This window comes from Pseudomonas sp. UBA6310, from assembly GCF_002438225.1.
GTDB classification, from domain to species: Bacteria; Pseudomonadota; Gammaproteobacteria; order Pseudomonadales; family Pseudomonadaceae; genus Pseudomonas_O; species Pseudomonas_O kuykendallii.
Window position 1 is genome coordinate 57,507 of the sequence record NZ_DJTK01000068.1, and the last position, 17,560, is coordinate 75,066.

The window sequence follows — 17,560 nt, forward strand, 5'->3', positions numbered from 1 at the left end:
TGCCTCTACTGCATCACGCGGCTCAAAACCCCATCATTACTGACCGTCGAAAGAGGCCGAGAAATAGCACCAATCACCGTATCTAGGGAACATTTCGGCCAGACACGTTCCGCCAGCGGAAAAGGTCACTCGAATGTTTATGCCGTTCCGGCATGGGTCAGCGTTTAACAGCATTGGCCGGCGCCTCGCAGACCGCCCTACTCTGCACGCCATCGCGGCATCGTCCGCCTTTCCCAGAGTCAGCTCACCATCATGTCCAGCGTCGCCGCCCCTCGCATCGAAAAAGACCTGCTTGGCACCCTCGAAGTCCCCGCCGAGGCCTACTACGGCATCCAGACCTTGCGCGCGCTCAACAACTTCCGCCTGTCCGGCGTTCCGCTGGCGCACTACCCGAAGCTGGTGGTCGGCCTGGCGATGGTCAAGCAGGCCGCCGCCGACGCCAACCGCGAGCTGGGTTATCTGTCGGCGGACAAGCACGCGGCGATCAGCCAGGCCTGCGCACGACTGATCCGCGGCGAATTCCACGAGCAGTTCGTGGTGGACATGATCCAGGGCGGCGCCGGCACCTCGACCAACATGAACGCCAATGAGGTCATCGCCAACCTGGCGCTGGAAGCGCTCGGCAAGCAGAAAGGCGAGTACCAGCACCTGCACCCGAACAATGACGTGAACATGGCGCAGTCGACCAACGATGCCTACCCGACGGCAATCCGCATCGGCCTGCTGCTTGGCCACGACACCCTGCTGGCCAGCCTGGAAAGCCTGATCCAGGCCTTCGCCGCCAAGGGTGAGGAGTTCGCCCAGGTGCTGAAGATGGGCCGCACGCAGTTGCAGGACGCCGTACCCATGACCCTCGGCCAGGAGTTCCACGCCTTCGCCACCACCCTCGGCGAAGACCTCCAGCACCTGCGCCGCCTGGCCCCCGAGCTGCTCACCGAAGTGAACCTCGGCGGCACCGCCATCGGCACCGGCATCAACGCCGACCCGCGCTACCAGGCGATCGCCATCGCCCGGCTCGCCGAGATCAGCGGCCAACCGCTGAAAGCCGCGGCCGACCTGATCGAGGCCACCTCCGACATGGGCGCATTCGTACTGTTCTCCGGCATGCTCAAGCGCACCGCGGTGAAACTGTCGAAGATCTGCAACGACCTGCGCCTGCTCTCCAGCGGCCCACGCACCGGGATCAACGAAATCAACCTGCCGCCGCGCCAGCCGGGCAGCTCGATCATGCCGGGCAAGGTCAACCCGGTGATTCCCGAGGCGGTGAACATGGTCGCCTTCGAGATCATCGGCAACGACCTGGCGCTGACGATGGCGGCCGAGGGCGGCCAGCTGCAGCTCAACGTGATGGAGCCGCTGATCGCCTACAAGATCTTCGACTCGATCCGCCTGCTGCAGCGCGCCATGGACATGCTCCGCGAGCATTGCGTGGTGGGCATCAGCGCCAACGTCGAGCGCTGCCGCGAACTGGTCGAGCACTCGATCGGCCTGGTCACCGCGCTGAACCCCTACATCGGTTACGAGAACGCCACGCGCATCGCCAAACTGGCTCTGGACAGCGGCCGCGGCGTACTCGAACTGGTGCGCGCCGAAGGCCTGCTCGACGACGCCATGCTCGCCGACATCCTGCGCCCGGAGAACATGATCGCCCCGCGCCTGGTGCCGCTGAAGGCGAGCGCCTGACCACCGCAGACCCAGGCATACGCCGCTCGCCTCAGTCCTTGACCGGCGACGGCGCGCTCCAGGCCGGGGCCTCGTCGAGGCGCCGCGCTACCAGCGTGAAGAGGGGGTAATCGCGCCCATGGTGCGGCTGCGCATGCAGGCTCTTCTCCACCCCGAACCCCATGACGCCGAGGAACTGGGTCAGAAAGTCGGTGCTGAACGCCCACCAGGTATCCCAGCGGACATCCCGCTCGCTGGGGATCAGCCGGCACACCGGGGACCCCTCCAGGTCAGGATGCAGCATGTCGGTGATGACGAGCGTATCGGCATGCCTGGCGCACTGCTCGATGACTTGCAGCGGCGCCCGGGTGTGCAGAAGCAGCGAGCCCATCACGGCGATATCGTAGCGGCCCAGCTCCGCCGGGAGCGCATACACATCCGCATAGGCGAGCCGGGCGCTCGACCCGAATGCACTGTGGCTGAACCACCAGGAGTTCTTCAGCCGGCGCATGACCTCGCGCCGCGGGCCTTGGAGCGGCTCGAGCACCGCGGCAGGAAAGGGCACGAAATCCCAGCCGGGCTCGTCCGGAACCTCGACGGCCGTTACCTGGGCGCCCATCCGTTCCATGGCGAAGGTCAGGAAACCACTCGCCGGGCCGATCTCCAGAACGCTTTTGCCGGCCAGGTCGAGGTGTCCCAGATAGGCGTTCGCGCCCTTGCGCAGATCCCAGGCACCCTGGACCTCCCCTACCCCCGGAATGTCCATCGAGTGATAGAAATGGCAGTCCTCGAACGACACGCCCGTACGCGCCGCCTCGAAAAGCGGCAGTTCCGTCCTTGAAGGCATAGCTGTTGGCTTCCCCACGGCAAAAGTCCGGGAGACTTTCCCGAAGTCACCCGCCCTTGGCAAGCCCTCGACAACGTTCGGCCCGCGCCAGCCAGCGTGCTCGAAAGACCGACCTAGAACACCGAGGCCCCGATGCGCTGGCTGAGCAGCTCCAGGGCGGCCATTCCCGCCAGCGAGTTGCCCGCGGCATTCAGCTCCGGCGACCACACGCATACGCTGAAGCGCCCCGGCACGATGGCGACGATGCCGCCGCCCACGCCGCTCTTGCCCGGCAGGCCGACACGGTAGGCGAAGTTGCCCGCTTCGTCGTACAGCCCGCTGGTGGCCATGATCGAGTTGACCTGCTGGGTCTGCCGCTCGCTGAGAATCTGCGAGCCGCTGTGCGTGCAGAAACCGTCGTTGGCGAGAAAGGAGAAGGCCCGCGCCAGGTCCACGCAACTCATGCGCAACGCGCAGTGGCTGAAGTAGCTGCGCAGCACCGCTTCCACGTCGTTGTGAAAATTGCCGAAGGCCTGCATCAGGTAGGCCATGGCCGCGTTGCGCGCGCGGTGGCGGTACTCGGACTCGGCGACGTGCAGGTCCACCGCTACCTCGCGATTGCCGGACAGGCGCCGGACGAAATCGCGCATGGACAGCGCCGGCGCGGCGAAGCGCGACTGGTTGATGTCGCAGATCACCAGCGCACCGGCGTTGATGAAGGGATTGCGCGGCCGGCCGCGCTCGAACTCCAGCTGTACCAGCGAATTGAACGGTTGCCCGGAGGGTTCGTGGCCGAGGCGCTGCCAGATCGACTCGCCCGAGTGCTCGATGGCCTGCACCAGGCTGAACACCTTGGAGATGCTCTGCACGGAAAACGGCGTCTGCGCATCGCCGGCGCTGAACACTTCGCCATCCAGGCCATACACGGCGATTCCCAGTTGCGCGGCGGGCACCTCGCCCAGCGCGGGTATGTAGTCGGCCACTTTGCCCTGGCCGATCAGCGGGCGAACTTCGTCGAGGATTTCACTTAACAGCGCGTGCATGCTCAGGCTCCCAGGCAACCTCAGCTAGACGCCGACCGCCCGTGCGAAAGCACAGCGAACGGCCACAGCGCTCACGAGCTCTCGAACAAACCGTCCCTGACCGGCCCGACCGCCAGCCGCTGGCGCACGTCATCGTCGATGCGCGGGTCGTCCGGGCGGTAGAGCATGACCTGGCGATAGGCGCTAACCCGGTTGATCTCCTCGCCGAGGAATTCCCACACCACGCGCGTGCAGGCGGGGGTGCGGCGGTCGCCGCTGGAGACGCCGGTCTTGATGCCGTTGAGGCGGGTGATGCGGCTCTTGTAGCTGGGGATGAGGATGGTCTGGCTCATCTCGTTGAGCGTCAGCGATTCGTAGTCGATCAGGAACACCCGGTCCTGCAGGTGGAAAGCCGCACCCAGGTAGCGGCAGCGCACCCAGTCCTCGGCCGGCAGGTTGCTGCTCGCCGAGCGCTCCTGACGTTCCTGGCGCTCGAACAGGAAGGTGCCGCGCTCCTCACGCAGGTGCACCAGCGAAAGCAGGATGTTGCCCGGCACGGACATGCAGTTGGAGTACTCGAAGTAGTACCCGCAGTAGCGCGCCAGGCTGGCGGACTGCTCGCGCAGCGGCTGCAGCAGGCTGTACAGCGGGTCGCCGGAGGGCGTGCTCGGCGTGTCGCTGGCGCGTGCGCCGATCAGCCGGGCGAACTGTTCGGGTGGCAGGCCCAGCTCGTAGTCCTCGACACCGAAGAAATCGCCGATGCGTCTGAGGTTGTAGGCCGTGGGACGACTCTGCCCGTTCAGGTACTTGTTGAACTGCGCGCGGTTGATCGCGAGCTTGCGGCAAACCTCCGCGATAGAGCGGTAGTGACTGCACAGCAGCTTGAGATTGAGGCCCAGATTATCCGACACGACGCGCCCTCGGGTGATGCGAGGGGCGCGATTGTAGCATCAGCTCGCGCCACCTCGAATCGACCTGCGAAATTGCCTGGAGCGGAACCTTGGCCAACCATGCGCCCCACGTTTTTCCGCGCCTGGCGCATTCCACCGCTGCTTACGAACAATAAGAGTCGAGGAGACCTCCATGCTTGAAGCGATCAACGATTTCCTGTCGGGCAAGCTGCTGATCGTTCTGATCGTCGGGCTCGGCAGCTACTTCACCCTGCGCTCGCGCTTCGTGCAGTTCCGCCACTTCGGCCACATGTTCACCGTGTTCAAGGAATCCCTCCGCGGCCAGGGCGGACAGCTGAGCTCCTTCCAGGCGCTGATGCTGAGCCTCGCCGGCCGCGTCGGCGCGGGCAACATCGCTGGCGTCGGTATCGCCGTGACCCTCGGCGGGCCCGGCGCCGTGTTCTGGATGTGGGTGACGGCGCTGGTCGGCATGTCCAGCAGCTTCTTCGAATGCACCCTGGCGCAGGTCTACAAGCGCGCCGACGGCGACGGCCTGTATCGCGGCGGCCCGGCCTACTACATCCAGCACGGCCTGAAACTGCGCTGGATGGCGATGATCTTCTCGGTCCTGCTGCTGGTCACCTACGGCTTCGCCTTCAACGGCCTGCAGTCCTTCACCGTCACCCATTCGCTGGAGAACGCCTTCGGCTTCCCGGTGCAGTACACCGGCATCGGCCTGGCCGTGCTGCTGGGCCTGGTGTTCGTCGGCGGCATCAAGCGCATCGCCTCGGTCTCTGACCTGCTGGTGCCGGTGAAGACCCTGGCCTACATCGGCGTGACCCTCTACGTGATCTGCACCCAGATCGAACTGGTCCCGGACATGCTGGTGACCATCGTCAAGAGCGCCTTCGGCCTCGAACCGGCCTTCGCCGGCCTGCTCGGCAGCGCCATCGTGATGGGCGTGAAGCGCGGCGTGTTCGCCAACGAAGCCGGCCTGGGCAGCGCGCCCAACGTCGCCGCCGTCGCCGCGGTGAAACACCCGGCCGCCCAGGGCGTGGTCCAGGCGTTCAGCGTGTTCCTCGACACCTTCGTGATCTGCACCTGCACCGCGCTGCTGATCCTGCTCTCCGGCTTCTACACGCCGGGCTTCGAGGGTGACGGCATCGTCCTCACGCAGAACTCCCTGGCCGCGGTCGTCGGCGACTGGGGCCGGATCTTCGTCAGCGTCGCGCTGAGCCTGTTCGTCTTCACCTGCATCCTCTACAACTACTACCTCGGCGAGAACGCCCTGCAGTTCCTCCTCGGCAAGAGCCGCACCGCGCTGCTGACCTACCGCGGCCTGGTGCTGGCGCTGATCTGCTGGGGCTCGATGCAGAACCTCTCCACCGTGTTCGCCTTCGCCGACATCACCATGACCTGCCTGGCCTTCGTCAACCTGATCGCCCTGGCACTGCTGATCAAGGTCGGCCTGCGCGTGATGAAGGACTACGACGCCCAGCGCAGCGCCGGTGTCGGCCAGCCGGTGTTCGACGCCCGCCAGTTCGCCGACCTGGACCTCGACCGCGACGCCTGGCCGAGCGCGCCGGCCAGCAGCGCGACCCACGAGCAGGCGCCGGCCAGTCTGGTGGAAAGCCACCGCTAAGCACTCCCACGCGTCGACCGGATGCCGTTTCTCCGCCCCGCGGGGAGGCGGCATCGTCGTATCGGGTAACGCTTTTCGCCCACGCCGGCGCGCATTCGCCGGCGGATTCGGCGCTATGCTGGCCCACCCGATTTCCCCTCCGCTTACCCAGGATTCAGGCATGAGCGCCGTCAACAACCTCTTCGTGCTCTACACCGGCGGCACCATCGGCATGCTGCAGACACCCGAAGGCCTGGTGCCCGCCGGCGGTTTCGAGGCGCGCATGCGCGAACACCTGGCCCGCCATGAGGTGCCGGCGCCGCGCTTCGTTTTCCAGGAAATGCTGCCGCTGCTGGACAGCGCCAACATGTCCCAGCGCGAATGGCTGGCGATGCGCGAGCAGATCGTCGCCGCCGTCGACCAAGGCGGCCACGACGGCGTACTGCTGCTGCACGGCACCGACACCCTCGCCTACAGCGCCGCCGCGCTGAGCTTCCTGCTGCTGGGCCTCGGCGTGCCGGTGGTGCTCACCGGCGCCATGCTGCCGGCCGGCGCCGACGGCAGCGACGCCTGGCCCAACCTGTGTGGCGCCCTGGCGGCGCTGGAGGCAGGCATCGAGCCGGGCGTGCACCTGTTCTTCAACGGCGAGCTGATGCACGGCGCGCGGGTCAGCAAACTGCGCAGCGATGCCTTCGACGCCTTCACCGTGCTGCCGCGCCGCCGCGAAGGCGAACGCGCCGCCGAACTGCCGTCTGCACTCGCCTACCGCCAGCCGCGCCAACCGGTGAATCTCGCGGTACTGCCGCTGTTCCCCGGCGTCCAGGCCAGCCATGTCCGCGCCCTGCTCGCCAGCGGCGTGCGCGGTCTGCTGCTGGAATGCTACGGCAGCGGCACCGGCCCCTCGGGCGATGCCGACCTGCTCGCCGCCCTGCGCGAAGCCCACGCCGGCGGCGTCGTGCTCGCAGCCATCAGCCAGTGTCCCCAGGGTCACGTCGAGTTCGGCGTCTACGCCGCCGGCAGCCAACTGCGTGACGCCGGCCTCGTCTCCGCCGGCGGCATGACCCGCGAAGCCGCCCTCGGCAAACTCTTCACCCTCCTCGGCGCCGGCCTCGACCAGGCCGAGGCGCAACGCTGGCTGGCGCTGGACCTGTGCGGGGAAATGGCGGAACGCTGAGGATCAAGGAAGGCGTCGTACGGTGCAGGGGCGGACGAGCGATTTCTATCGCCGTCAAACAGGCGCCGCTGATCCAGGCCTGCCAAACGACATTCGATACGGCATCTGCACCAGCTTCCTCTTCAGCCAGCGCCACGACGGCGCTGCGCCGGATTCCGGCTCATGCCGGCCGCCGGCCCAGCCAGCGCATCAGCCGCGACGACGGTTGCGGCGCGGCGCGGAAGGCCTCGAGCAGTTCGTCCAAGCCGGCCCGGCGTAAGGGGTCGAATGCCAGCCCGGCCTGCAAGGCGCGGGCAATCGAGGGCGCCAGGACCGAAGCTTCTGCCTGCAATTGCATCGCCCGCGCCTGCTTGCCGCTGAGCCGGCGGAACGGGTGCCGCCCCGTACACAGCTCGTAGAGCACGCAGCTCAGCGCGTAGATGTCGGCAGCGGCACTCAGCGCCTCGCCGTCCAGCAGTTCCGGCGCCGCATAGCGCAGCGTCCAGGCAGCGAAACGGCTGCGACACAATTGCGGTAAACCCGGCAGCCGATTCTCCTGGGCCTGACCGAGGCCGAAATCGAACAGCCGCAGACCCTGGTCGCCAACCATCACATTGCTCGGTTTCAGGTCGCCATGCAGCACACCAGCGGCATGCGCATGCGCCAACGCTTCCAGCAGCGCCAGTCCGATCTCCCGCGCATCGCCCCACGGCGCGCCGGCCGGGTGCTCGTCGATGAAGCGATCCAGCGTGCAACCGCTCAGCAGCTCGAGCGTGATGAAGGCGCGCTGGCTCAGCGGGTCTATATCGAACGCATGCAGTTGCACGACATTGGCGTGGCGCAGGCGGCTGGTCAGTGCGAACTCGCTGTAGAGCAGTGCGCTGGCGTCCGGGTATTCGGCGAAGTCTTCGCCGAGGGTCTTCAACGCCACATACGGCTGCGGGTCGCCGAACTGTTCGCGCAGCAGGTCGCACGCCTGGTAAACAGCGCCCATACCACCGACACCCAACAGCCGCTCTATCCGGTAGCGCCCGCAGAGCACCTCGGGCAATGCCGCCGATGTCGGCGTCAGCGGCGGCACGCGCGGCCCGTTACGCGCGCCGGCAGCGAAGGCGAAATAGGTCAGGTCCGGGTCGGCGACCGCCTCTGCGGCGAGCAGATCCGCCGGATCGGTCATGGGCGTACCACCACGGCGCTGAGGTTGTCCCGCGCCGTTCCGTCCAGCACCTCGTCGAACAGGCGCCGGATCGCCAGCTGCGGCGATGGCAGGCTGAGCGCCGCCCCCAGCGCACCGACGGACAGCTCGCGATAGAGCCCGTCGCTACAGAGCAGAAACACGTCGTCCGGGAAGATATCGAACTCGAGGATATCCAGACTCAGCGGCTCGGCGACGCCGATGGCGCGGGTCAGCGCCTGCGCCGCGGGATGCCGTGCCGCCTGCTGCGGGCTGAGCTCACCGCGGTCGAGCAGTTGCTGCTCCAGGGAATGATCACGGGACAACTGATAAAGCCTGCCGCGCCGCCAGAGATAGCAGCGGCTGTCCCCGGCCCACACGCACGCTCCCCGCGCGCCCTCCAGCAGCAGAGCCACCACGGTGCTGCCGATGACCGGGTCGGGCCGCTCGGCGGTGACGGTCAGTTGCTGATGCAGGCGCCGGTTGATCTCGTGCAGGCAGCGCCGAAGGCCCTTTACACGCACCTGCAGATCGCGCTCATCGGGCAGCCCGGCCAGTCGATCGACGATCAGCCGGCTCGCCAGCGCGCCACGCTGATGCCCGCCCATGCCATCGGCGACGACCCACAGGCGGCGCTCCGGCAGGTCGAGAAAGGCATCCTCGTTGCGCGCGCGAACCTTGCCGGTGTCGGTCCGCGCCGCGCTGCGCAGGCGCTCGGCCAGCGCGCCCATCACAGGGTTTCCGGCAGCTTGAAGTCACGCAGCATCGCCACGTCGAAGGGGTTCGGCGAACGCTGGCTGTGCAGCAGGTAGTTGGCTCGCAACCCACCCAGGTCGGCCTTGAGCATCAGTACATCGCGGCCGCTGTAGTACTCGGTCTGCATCAGGTCGATCAGGCGAAACAGCGACCAGGGCCCGGTATTGCGCTCGATGCCCACGCGCCGGCCGCCCAACTCCTCGACCACCAGGCTGGTCCGCCCGTCGCTGGCCGCCGCCGGCCAGTGGAAGGCGGTCGGCACGATGGGCCCATGGCGGTACTCCAGCTGTTGTTCCCCCACGCTGAAATCCGCGCGCCCCAAGCTGGAATCCAGCGAATAGGGCTCCAGCGTGAACAGCACCTGCGGCTCGCTGGCGTTCTCGGCGAAGAAGCTCTGGCGGATGATTTGCGCGTGCGCCATTTGCAGGAGGAATTCGCGTGACAGTGGCAGCCCGCGGCCATCGACGCGGCGCAGTTGATAACGGTCGGCCGCACCGCTGACGAAGGGCTTCAGATAGGCCTCGAAGAAGCGCTCGGCGATCCCCTGGCTCTTGAAGAACTCGCGGAAGTCGGCGAGCGCCACATCGCTGGCACTGCCCGCGTCGAACGGATAGCGGCGGTTCAGCGAGCCCTGGTAAGCCGCATACAGCTCGCTCCGATAGCGCTGGTTCAGGTAGTCATGGGCGCCGTTGAGCACCAGCATCCAGCTGTCCTCGGCAAGCCCACCGAGCCAGGCGCCGACCGGCTGCGGCAGGCGGGCGGAGCTGCTGCGGAGCAGATTGATCGCATCGAGCTGGCCCCCCATGCGCGCCTTGGCCAACTCGAAGGCGGCCTGCTCCGGCGCACTCGCGCTGGCCAGGCCGGCAAGCTGCTGCTGCAGCCCGTCGAGGGCCTGCAAGGTCGTCAGCAGGAGCGGAGCGGGACCGCCGTTGTCATCCAGCAACTGGTGCAATGGCAGGAAGCGTCGCTCCACAGCCTTGCGCGCGGTATCCGGCAGCGCCTTCGCCAGGCTCGTCTGGGCCTGTTCCGCGACGCCGGCCAGCTTGACGAGCTTGGGCTTCGCACCGAGCGCCTTCGCGGCGTCGGCGAGTTCCGGGCCCTCCCCGGTCACGTCGGCGAGGTCGCGAAAACGGGTGTTGTCCCGCACCTCGGCGAGCAGTTGCAGCAACGGCGAGTTCGCCGCGGTCAGGCCGGCAAGCTGTTCGGCCCCCTGACGGGCGTCGCCGATCGGCTCCAGGGAAAGCTGCGCCAGCGCCTCGGACCAGTAGTTGGCGTAGTCACGAAAGTACAGCTGCTCGATGTCCACCAGCAGGCGATTGAGGTCGCCACCGCTCAACCCGTCACGCTCCCCTAGCACCCAGTTGTCGCGCATCATGTCACGCACCAGCGTCGGGCCCTGGCCGACGAAGAATTGCCCGTAGCCACGCTGGGTATAGAACCCCGGGATCGTAAAATCGCTTCCGCCGAACAGCGCGGCCTGCGGGCCCAGCTGTTGGGCGAACCGGTAGTCCGGCAGGCCGCGCGCCTGTTCACGCAGCATCCGATACACGACGTTGGCCAGTGATTCGCGGCGAAGCACCTCGCGCGCCTGGGCGACCAGCCGATCATCCAGCGCGTAGCTAAAGGGCCCGCCGAGCAGGTGTTCGAGATGCTTGCTCAACCCCTCCTGAACCTGTGCGTTACCGGGATAACGCTGCGACCAGTCGGCGGCAAGCCGCTCACGTAGAACCGCAGGGTCGCGGCGCTCCTCGAGATTCAGCATCAGGTAGGCGCGCAAGCTGCCGAGCAGACGCTCGCGGTCGCCCAGGCTGGCACGGACCTGCGCGGCCAGTTGCCCGGCGATACGCGGCAACAGCAGGTGCTCCAGGTCGCGCCGGTAGTTCTGCGTGACGCTGGGCTCCACCTGGCGCCGCTGATACAGCCCGGCCCTGTCGACGATCGACACCTCGTCGGCGCCCGGAAACACCTGGGTGGCCGCAAAGCTGTCATCGAGCGCCTTCAGTACGGAGACGGCATCCTCCTGTCGGACCGTTTCGCTACGCGCGGAGCCAAGGCCTTGCGCCAGCGCGCGCAATTGTTCGAGGCGACTCTGGTTTGCCGAAAACCCATTGGCCCACAGTGCGCCAAAGCCCAGCAGGCAGATGCAGGCGGCGACATACAGGCCGCGCTGCCCCCAGTCGATGCGTCGCCGCTCCCGCTGATCGAGCCCGGCGAGTTCGGCTTCGGGAAAGATCACCTGATCCAGCAGGTGATGGATGAACCGCGCACGTCCGCGCCGGAACGTTGGCAGGGCGCCGCTGGCCAAACCCAGCTGGCGCCCGATGGCGCGCGTGTCCGGATCGAGTTCGTCCTGTACCTGCGGCGCACTGGTCAGGTAGAAGCCCCGCAACTGGCTGGCGCGTTGGTAGCGGTTGCCGGAGAAGGCCAGTTCGATGAACAGGCACAGGTGTTCGCCGATCTGTCCCAACTGGTGGGGAAAGTCGAGAATCCGCCCGCGCCGCTGGGTATCGCGCTCCTGGTGCATGCGCTGGATCACCTGACTGTTCAGGCGGCGCAGCAGCTCTTCGAACTCCTGGCGGACCACCTGGGCGTCGGTACCGTTCTGTTCCTGGCGAAAACTGGCGCCGAGCACCTGGTCGCTTTCCTCTCGGGAGAGCGTATCGAAGAACTCCTCGAAACCGGGCACCTTGTCGGCCTTGCTCAACACGAGGTAGACCGGCACTTCCGCGCCGAGTCGCTGGTGCAGCTCGTGCAGGCGTTGACGCACCTGGCGGGCAAGCGCCTCCAGCGCCTGCTCGCTCTCGTTCTGCAGACAATCGACCGGAACATTCACCAGCACGCCGTTGAGGGGACGGGCACGCCGCCGACGCAGCAGGCCAAGCAACGTCTGCCAGGCGGACGCGTCCACTGCCGCATCCGGCTGCGTGAGGTAACGCCCGGCGCAATCGATGAGGACCGCATGCTCGGCAAAGTACCAGTCGACGTTTCGGGTGCCGGACACCTCGCGGGTCAAACGATCCTCGCGTGGGTTAAGTGGGAACTCCAGGCCGGAAAAGTCCAGCAGGCTGGTCTTGCCGCTGCCTTGCGGGCCAAGCAGCAGGTACCAGGGCAACTGGTTGCGCCAGTGCTCGCTACGCCCGCGGTACAGGCTCGAACGGCGCAGGGTGCGCAAGGCGTCGCGGTAACGGCTGCGCAACTCGCCCTGCTCCTCGTTGAGCAGGCTGTCGCGGCGCTTGCGTTGCTGTGCCACCTCGTCCGTTTCCTCGCGCTTCTTGCAGGCCGTCGCGCGCCAGTTGGCGAAAACCATGCCGAGGCCCCACAGCAGGAACAGCACGCTGATGCTCAGCAGTCGGCTACCTGCGGATTCCCAGAAGCGGACGTCACCGACTGCCAGCAAGGGTCCGGCAAACCACACGAGCAGCGCCAGCAGAAGCACGAGACAGAGTGTCCAGACCCATGTCCTGCGCATGAAGGCGCCGAGTTTGGCGAAGAATCCTTTCATTTCTTCCATCCTCGATTCACTGACGGTCGGTGGCGACCGGGTCGGGCAGTCGGTAGGCCTGCAGCACGGCTTCGCGCTGCGCCTCGAGCGCCCAGGCAAAACCGCCATAGGTGATCGCCAGGCAAATCAGCGTGAACAGCGCCACCATCCACCCTGGAACGATGCGCACCAGGCTTCGCCGCGAATCCTTCAGCCCCTGCCAGTGAGGCGAGACATCCCGCGGGACATCGCCACGCAGCTGGCGAATCTGTCGATACAGGCTGTCGCGGATCGCCTCCAGCTCCAGCATGCCGCGCGGGAGGACACGAAACTTGCCTTCGAAGCCGAGGGACAACGCCAGGTACATCAGCTCCAGCATCGGCAGGTGCTTGACCGGGTTGCGCGAAAGCCGCTCGAGCAGCTGGAAGAACTTCTCGCCGCCGAACGTTTCGTTGTGGAAGGTGCTGAGGAGGCTCATCTGCGACCACTCGCTTTCGTTGCCCCAGGCCGTGGTCACCACCGCTTCGTCGAGCACTGTGCAGAGCACATAGCGGGCGGCCATTACCTGGCTGCTTTCGGCGCCGTCATGCAGCGCGCGGTGCTCGAACAGCTTGATCTCGCTGGCCAGGCGGGCCTGCAACGCGCCGATATCCTCGGCCTCGAAGCTGTGCTTGAGGCGCACCACGTCCGAGAGCAGCGCCGAGGCGGCGGCCACCAGCGGATTGAGGCCGAGGTTGAACGCCTGTGCCGGACGCAGGCGGGCGGCGTAGATCATCCGCTCCTCCAGTTGCTCATACCGGGGCGGCGCGGCGAAGTCGGTGAGCGGGCTTTGCGCCGGCGCATCGCCGTGGCGATTGACGATGACGGTCCTGTCGTCCTGTGCGTAATCCATTTCTCTGATCATGTCGTTCAGTTCCTGATCGCCCAGAATTTCAGCTCGAGACCGGGAAATTCACCGGACAGGTGGAAGGCGAAACCACCGGAGCGCTCCAGTTGCGCCAGTTCCTCGGAGTTGAGTTCGAGCGCGAAATAGGTCTTGCCGGCATGGAACGGAATCTGTCGTGGCGCCACCGGCAGCGGCTTCACCCTGATTCCGGGCAGATGGAGGTTCACCAACTGGCGGATACGCTCCACCGGGCCGACCTTGAGATGCGCCGGCAGACGATTGCGCAGTTCCTCGGAGTCGCACTGGGCGCTGGCGGCGAGGATGAACGAAGCCGCGCCAAGCAGCGTGTGATCATGCAGCGGTGACACCTGGATACCGTACTGACGCTGCTGCAAGAGCAACTCGATGGCGTGCTGTTCGAGCACCATCGACAGCACCTGACGGATCGCATCCATCAACCGGCGAAAACTCAGGCCCTGGTCGCTGTGCTGGTAGCGACGGTCCAGACGTGGGCGCTTGCTCTCGCTGGCGAAGGTCGCCAGCTCACCGAGCAGCCCGAGCAGTTCGCGAAAAATCTGCTCCGGATGTACCTGCTCGATGCCCAGGTAATGGCGCAGGAGCGGCTCGTAGCGGTTTATCAGCTGGAGCATCATGAAGTCGCCGACTTCGGCGCCGCCGACCTTGCCGGTGGCACTAATCCGCTCCGCGAGCGTATCGCCGCGATGAGCCAGCATGCTGATCACTTCCTTGAGGCACGACTGCAGATAGGCGGAGGCCTGGAAGTGCAGGAAGGTCGGAATGAACTCCGGATCGAGACTGACCAGCGCGTCCGGCGTGGTATCCAGCACATCGCAGAGCTTCAGTTTGACGTAGGCCTGGTCGCTTTGCTGCTCGCCGAGGAGCAGGCGGAAATCCGGCCGCGCGCAATTGACCTGGCTCGCCGCGGCGTCGCCCGCGTTGGAATCGGTCACCTCGGTTTCGATGGCGGTGTAACGCGCAAGAACGTCCTTCTGCTCGACCCGGCGGGTTTCGATGTGATTGCCAGAAACCAGCGGCAGGGCCAGGTAGATCGGCGTATTACCCGTGTTCGGAGGAACGTCCAGCGCCAGCGGCTCGCGCTCGGCGCCGATCTCGAACAGTGTCCCATCGGGCAGGATGCCGCTGGCCTGACTGAGCACCAGTTTTCCGGTCCCGAGGAACTGGCGGTCGATCTCCAGGGAGAAAAAGCCCCACGCGTAGCTTTCCAGGCGCTGCGTGCGAACCTTGAACTGGTAGTCGTAGTACCGGTCGTTCTGCTGGAAGTGCTGCGGGCGCAGCAGCATGCCCTCTTGCCAGACCACCTTCTGCGTCGTCATGGCCGGTTACCCACCCGGGCCGCGACGCTCGCGGGATCCTCGATGCCGCGTTCATCCAGCAGCAGCGTGATGGTCTTGCGCTCCTTCGGCTGCAGCGCGATCACGTAACGCCAGCGGGCCTCCGGCAGGTCGCGATAGGCCGCCAGAACGCCGACGTAGCGGCTGCCCTCCTGAACGGACAGCTTCAGTTGCCGTTCTTCGCCCGGCCGCAATTCGAGCTCCTCGAGGGCAACCAGATCCGGCGAAAGGGCTTCCTTGGGACGCTGATAGAGGGAAAAGAAATCGGCATTCTCGAACGCCACGGGATGCTTCAGCTCGAGCAGGCGCAGGACGATCGGAGAGGGCCGCCCATTGAGGTCGGGGTTCAGGGTGTCGCTGCCGCGCAGCTCGAGATCGAGCTTGGTCAGCGTCGAGTACGGCGACAACGAGGAGCAGCCGGCCAGGACAAACACGGCGGCCGACAGGGCCAGCAAACGAATCATGGGCATCATCCTTGAAGGTCATTGTTGAGGGTCGCGATGAGCCTGACCTGTTCTTCATAGGCCTTGGCGAAATCGCCGGCGAACAGCCGTTCGCTCCATTCATCGTCCTGCCGAATGACCCGGTGCAGGCGTCCGTAGGCGCGCCACCGCGCACCCGCGGTGGCGAACGGCGATTTGCCCTCGCGCTCGAAGCGCAGCGCCAGTTGCTCGGGCGACAGCAGTTCCAGCTGGCTCTTGAGCGCCGTCCGGCTCGCGGCAAGCAATGCCACCTGATGCGCCTGCAGGTCGCGAAAGCCACGGTTGATTGCCTGTTCGGCGCTGAGCTGTCCCGGACCAGACTCACGTAACAGGGCGGTCAGCGCCGACTGCCCGTCCGGGTCGTTCTTGAGAGGGTTGTTCCCGGTGGGCTGCACCGTCGTCAGCGGCAGACGCAGCTCCTTCTTCAGTTCGCGGCGCGTGCTCAGGCTCTGCTGCAGCCCGGCGATGCTTTGCCGAAGAAGGCGTGCGGTTCTGAGCACCAGGGCTTCCCGCTGCACATCGTCGAGCCCGGCGAGGTCGACGCCCAGGGCTCGTGCATATCGCTCCCAGAAGCTCTCCGGAAAAGTTGGTGGCGCCGCCGTTGTGGGCGCAGCAACCGCAGCCACCGCCGGAACCAGCGCGGGGATCGGCAGGCTCTCGGTGTCTATCCGCGCGTAATCGCGCTGCTGCGCTGCGGGAGGCTGCGGACGGGTCAGCGCCGCGAGTTCATCGACCTCGGCGTAAATGCGCTCCTGCTGGTCCAGCGCAATCAGCGGGTCCAGGTCGAGAAAGGCATCGTCGGGAATGATGCTGCCGGCAGGTTGCGGACGGCCGACGTCGCCCTCGAACGAGGCGGGGTCCTGAACCAGCCGCGCACGAATTTCATAGTCGCCGAGGCAGTACACCGCGCCATGTTCGATCCGTTGCGGACGGCCCTTGCCCAGGCTGGCACCGTTATCCTTGAGCTGGATGCCGTTGCTGCTGGTGTCGGTCAGATAGAAGGCGCCGTCGCGGTAGCTGACTTGAGCATGACAGCCAGACAGCACGCGCTTGCGGTCGGGAATGACCCAGTCGCAGTTGTCCGCGCGCCCAATGATCCCGCCAGCCTGCTTGAAGGTCTTGCTGGTGAGCAGGCCGGGGGCGAACTGCTGCGTGCCGACCATATCGAAAACCAGTTCCATGGCATGTAACTCCTTGCCTTCAGTTACCGCGATTGGTCACCTGCGGATCACCCAGCGGCCGATACTGATCGTCGTTGAACCGGTAGTTTCCGGAGCAGCCAGCCAGAGCCATCGCCAGCAGGGTGCAGAGCAATAATCTGTTCATTCCATCGGCCCTCCCTGGGCCTGATTTCGGCTTGATGGGGTGCTCGTACGAGCGCGAGCAGCGCCTACCAGGATCCATAGGGAATCCCGAATTTTTCGATGTAGGCTTGGGATGTTTCGGTAAGCGGTCGGTGTTTTCCGCCCGAGGTGCCGTCGTAGGGACCGACCCTCACCACCGAGCCCTGCACCCGGGCGACCTCGATGGCCGCAAGGCACGGCCCCATGATCCAGACCTTGGCGATGCCGCCGGGCGCCAAGCCGATGGTCAGGGCATTTCGGTAGTCGGTAAGCCACTTGTTGCGTGCCCCGCAGTAAGCCATCTCACCCTTGATCATCAGTTGCCGGGTGACTTCGGGGATTTCGACGTAAGCCTCATAAGTTTGCGGCTCGACCAAGGATTGCCAGCGCACATAAATCAGCCGCGGCAGATCGGCTCCATGTACGTCTTTGCCCGCGCCCCAACTTGGATTTGCAGGCCATCCTACGGGGCCTCCCTTGAAGTGCGGCGGTGTGCGGATCGCCGCGACGCCACTCATGGCGCGCCGGAATACGTGCCCCTGGATATCCACCGCATCGGCCGTTTCGATCCAGACCTCCATGTAATTGGGCGCAAGGAACCCCAGTCGCCAGGATTCGTAGGGCAATGGCCGGCCAACGCTGTGGACGCAGCCGGCGAGTAAAAGCCCCAGGCAAAGCGTGACAAGCCTCTTGGGCCAAGTGCTACCAAGACCCATAGGGAATCCCGAATTTCTCGATGTAGGCTTTGGATGTTTCGGTAAGCGGCCGATGTTTTCCGCCCGAGGTGCCGTCGTAGGGACCGACCCTCACCACCGAGCCCTGCACCCGGGTCACCTCGACTGGTGGCAGGCAAGGCCCCATGATCCAGGCCTTGGCGATGCCGCCGGGCGC

Annotated in this window: 16 protein-coding genes; 3 read left to right on the forward strand and 13 right to left on the reverse strand. The window is 66.0% G+C overall.

Going from position 1 to position 17,560, the window contains the following annotated elements; translation table 11 throughout:
• Nucleotides 1-252: 252 nt before the first annotated feature.
• Nucleotides 253-1,683 carry an aspartate ammonia-lyase gene (locus B3E91_RS16955; RefSeq protein WP_287030634.1) on the forward strand — a complete coding sequence of 477 codons (1,431 nt, stop codon included), beginning with the start codon at nucleotides 253-255 and terminating at the stop codon, nucleotides 1,681-1,683.
• Between the two features lie 31 nt (nucleotides 1,684-1,714).
• Here B3E91_RS16955 and B3E91_RS16960 read toward each other — a convergent pair whose 3' ends face one another.
• The 3 genes from B3E91_RS16960 to B3E91_RS16970 all read right to left on the reverse strand — a co-directional run bounded on the left by B3E91_RS16960 (nucleotide 1,715) and on the right by B3E91_RS16970 (nucleotide 4,421).
• Nucleotides 1,715-2,461, reverse strand: coding sequence for a class I SAM-dependent methyltransferase (locus B3E91_RS16960; protein ID WP_287030636.1), 747 nt, complete (start codon nucleotides 2,459-2,461; stop codon nucleotides 1,715-1,717).
• A 161-nt stretch (nucleotides 2,462-2,622) separates the two neighbouring features.
• Complete coding sequence (glsB, locus tag B3E91_RS16965; RefSeq protein WP_287030639.1) at nucleotides 2,623-3,531, reverse strand: glutaminase B; 909 nt, start codon at nucleotides 3,529-3,531, stop codon at nucleotides 2,623-2,625.
• 71 nt (nucleotides 3,532-3,602) lie between these two features.
• On the reverse strand, nucleotides 3,603-4,421 hold the full coding sequence (locus tag B3E91_RS16970; protein ID WP_273230792.1) for a helix-turn-helix domain-containing protein: 819 nt from the start codon (nucleotides 4,419-4,421) through the stop codon (nucleotides 3,603-3,605).
• A gap of 172 nt (nucleotides 4,422-4,593) precedes the next feature.
• Here B3E91_RS16970 and B3E91_RS16975 point away from each other — a divergent pair, with 172 nt between their 5' ends.
• Nucleotides 4,594-6,042 carry an alanine/glycine:cation symporter family protein gene (locus tag B3E91_RS16975; RefSeq protein ID WP_287030641.1) on the forward strand — a complete coding sequence of 483 codons (1,449 nt, stop codon included), beginning with the start codon at nucleotides 4,594-4,596 and terminating at the stop codon, nucleotides 6,040-6,042.
• A 160-nt stretch (nucleotides 6,043-6,202) separates the two neighbouring features.
• On the forward strand, nucleotides 6,203-7,195 hold the full coding sequence (locus B3E91_RS16980; RefSeq protein ID WP_090224697.1) for an asparaginase: 993 nt from the start codon (nucleotides 6,203-6,205) through the stop codon (nucleotides 7,193-7,195).
• 160 nt (nucleotides 7,196-7,355) lie between these two features.
• Here B3E91_RS16980 and B3E91_RS16985 read toward each other — a convergent pair whose 3' ends face one another.
• From B3E91_RS16985 to B3E91_RS17030, 10 genes are all read right to left on the reverse strand, one after another.
• Nucleotides 7,356-8,351, reverse strand: a complete 996-nt coding sequence (locus B3E91_RS16985; protein ID WP_287030643.1) for a serine/threonine-protein kinase — start codon at nucleotides 8,349-8,351, stop codon at nucleotides 7,356-7,358.
• Nucleotides 8,348-9,079 (reverse strand): PP2C family protein-serine/threonine phosphatase, encoded by a 732-nt coding sequence (locus B3E91_RS16990; RefSeq protein WP_287030644.1) that lies wholly within the window; start codon nucleotides 9,077-9,079, stop codon nucleotides 8,348-8,350. Before B3E91_RS16990 ends, B3E91_RS16985 begins: the two co-directional genes overlap by 4 nt.
• Nucleotides 9,079-12,606, reverse strand: a complete 3,528-nt coding sequence (gene tssM, locus B3E91_RS16995) for a type VI secretion system membrane subunit TssM (RefSeq protein ID WP_287030646.1) — start codon at nucleotides 12,604-12,606, stop codon at nucleotides 9,079-9,081. Before tssM ends, B3E91_RS16990 begins: the two co-directional genes overlap by 1 nt.
• A 16-nt stretch (nucleotides 12,607-12,622) precedes the next feature.
• On the reverse strand, nucleotides 12,623-13,489 hold the full coding sequence (gene icmH / locus B3E91_RS17000; RefSeq protein WP_273230780.1) for a type IVB secretion system protein IcmH/DotU: 867 nt from the start codon (nucleotides 13,487-13,489) through the stop codon (nucleotides 12,623-12,625).
• Between the two features lie 5 nt (nucleotides 13,490-13,494).
• Entirely contained in the window at nucleotides 13,495-14,826 is a 1,332-nt protein-coding gene (gene tssK / locus B3E91_RS17005) for a type VI secretion system baseplate subunit TssK (protein ID WP_282344086.1), read from the reverse strand.
• Nucleotides 14,823-15,314 carry a type VI secretion system lipoprotein TssJ gene (gene tssJ, locus B3E91_RS17010; protein WP_282344093.1) on the reverse strand — a complete coding sequence of 164 codons (492 nt, stop codon included), beginning with the start codon at nucleotides 15,312-15,314 and terminating at the stop codon, nucleotides 14,823-14,825. Before tssJ ends, tssK begins: the two co-directional genes overlap by 4 nt.
• Nucleotides 15,314-16,507 carry a type VI secretion system-associated FHA domain protein TagH gene (gene tagH / locus B3E91_RS17015; protein WP_287030648.1) on the reverse strand — a complete coding sequence of 398 codons (1,194 nt, stop codon included), beginning with the start codon at nucleotides 16,505-16,507 and terminating at the stop codon, nucleotides 15,314-15,316. Before tagH ends, tssJ begins: the two co-directional genes overlap by 1 nt.
• A 19-nt stretch (nucleotides 16,508-16,526) precedes the next feature.
• Nucleotides 16,527-16,652, reverse strand: a complete 126-nt coding sequence (locus B3E91_RS17020; RefSeq protein ID WP_287030650.1) for a type VI secretion protein — start codon at nucleotides 16,650-16,652, stop codon at nucleotides 16,527-16,529.
• 64 nt (nucleotides 16,653-16,716) lie between these two features.
• Nucleotides 16,717-17,385, reverse strand: coding sequence for a DUF2931 family protein (locus B3E91_RS17025; RefSeq protein WP_287030652.1), 669 nt, complete (start codon nucleotides 17,383-17,385; stop codon nucleotides 16,717-16,719).
• Nucleotides 17,372-17,560, reverse strand: a 189-nt coding sequence (locus B3E91_RS17030; protein ID WP_414708290.1) for a DUF2931 family protein, incomplete at its 5' end; no start/stop codon positions are given. The genes B3E91_RS17025 and B3E91_RS17030, both read right to left, overlap by 14 nt.

Coding starts and splice junctions, on each gene's coding strand:
- tssJ (WP_282344093.1), bottom strand. CDS start 15,314: ATGCCCATGATTCGTTTGCTGGCCCTGTCGGCCGCCGTGTTTGTCCTG.
- B3E91_RS17025 (WP_287030652.1), bottom strand. CDS start 17,385: ATGGGTCTTGGTAGCACTTGGCCCAAGAGGCTTGTCACGCTTTGCCTG.
- glsB (WP_287030639.1), bottom strand. CDS start 3,531: ATGCACGCGCTGTTAAGTGAAATCCTCGACGAAGTTCGCCCGCTGATC.
- B3E91_RS16990 (WP_287030644.1), bottom strand. CDS start 9,079: ATGGGCGCGCTGGCCGAGCGCCTGCGCAGCGCGGCGCGGACCGACACC.
- B3E91_RS16980 (WP_090224697.1), top strand. CDS start 6,203: ATGAGCGCCGTCAACAACCTCTTCGTGCTCTACACCGGCGGCACCATC.
- tssM (WP_287030646.1), bottom strand. CDS start 12,606: ATGAAAGGATTCTTCGCCAAACTCGGCGCCTTCATGCGCAGGACATGG.
- icmH (WP_273230780.1), bottom strand. CDS start 13,489: ATGATCAGAGAAATGGATTACGCACAGGACGACAGGACCGTCATCGTC.
- B3E91_RS16975 (WP_287030641.1), top strand. CDS start 4,594: ATGCTTGAAGCGATCAACGATTTCCTGTCGGGCAAGCTGCTGATCGTT.
- B3E91_RS17020 (WP_287030650.1), bottom strand. CDS start 16,652: ATGAACAGATTATTGCTCTGCACCCTGCTGGCGATGGCTCTGGCTGGC.
- tagH (WP_287030648.1), bottom strand. CDS start 16,507: ATGGAACTGGTTTTCGATATGGTCGGCACGCAGCAGTTCGCCCCCGGC.
- tssK (WP_282344086.1), bottom strand. CDS start 14,826: ATGACGACGCAGAAGGTGGTCTGGCAAGAGGGCATGCTGCTGCGCCCG.
- B3E91_RS16955 (WP_287030634.1), top strand. CDS start 253: ATGTCCAGCGTCGCCGCCCCTCGCATCGAAAAAGACCTGCTTGGCACC.
- B3E91_RS16985 (WP_287030643.1), bottom strand. CDS start 8,351: ATGACCGATCCGGCGGATCTGCTCGCCGCAGAGGCGGTCGCCGACCCG.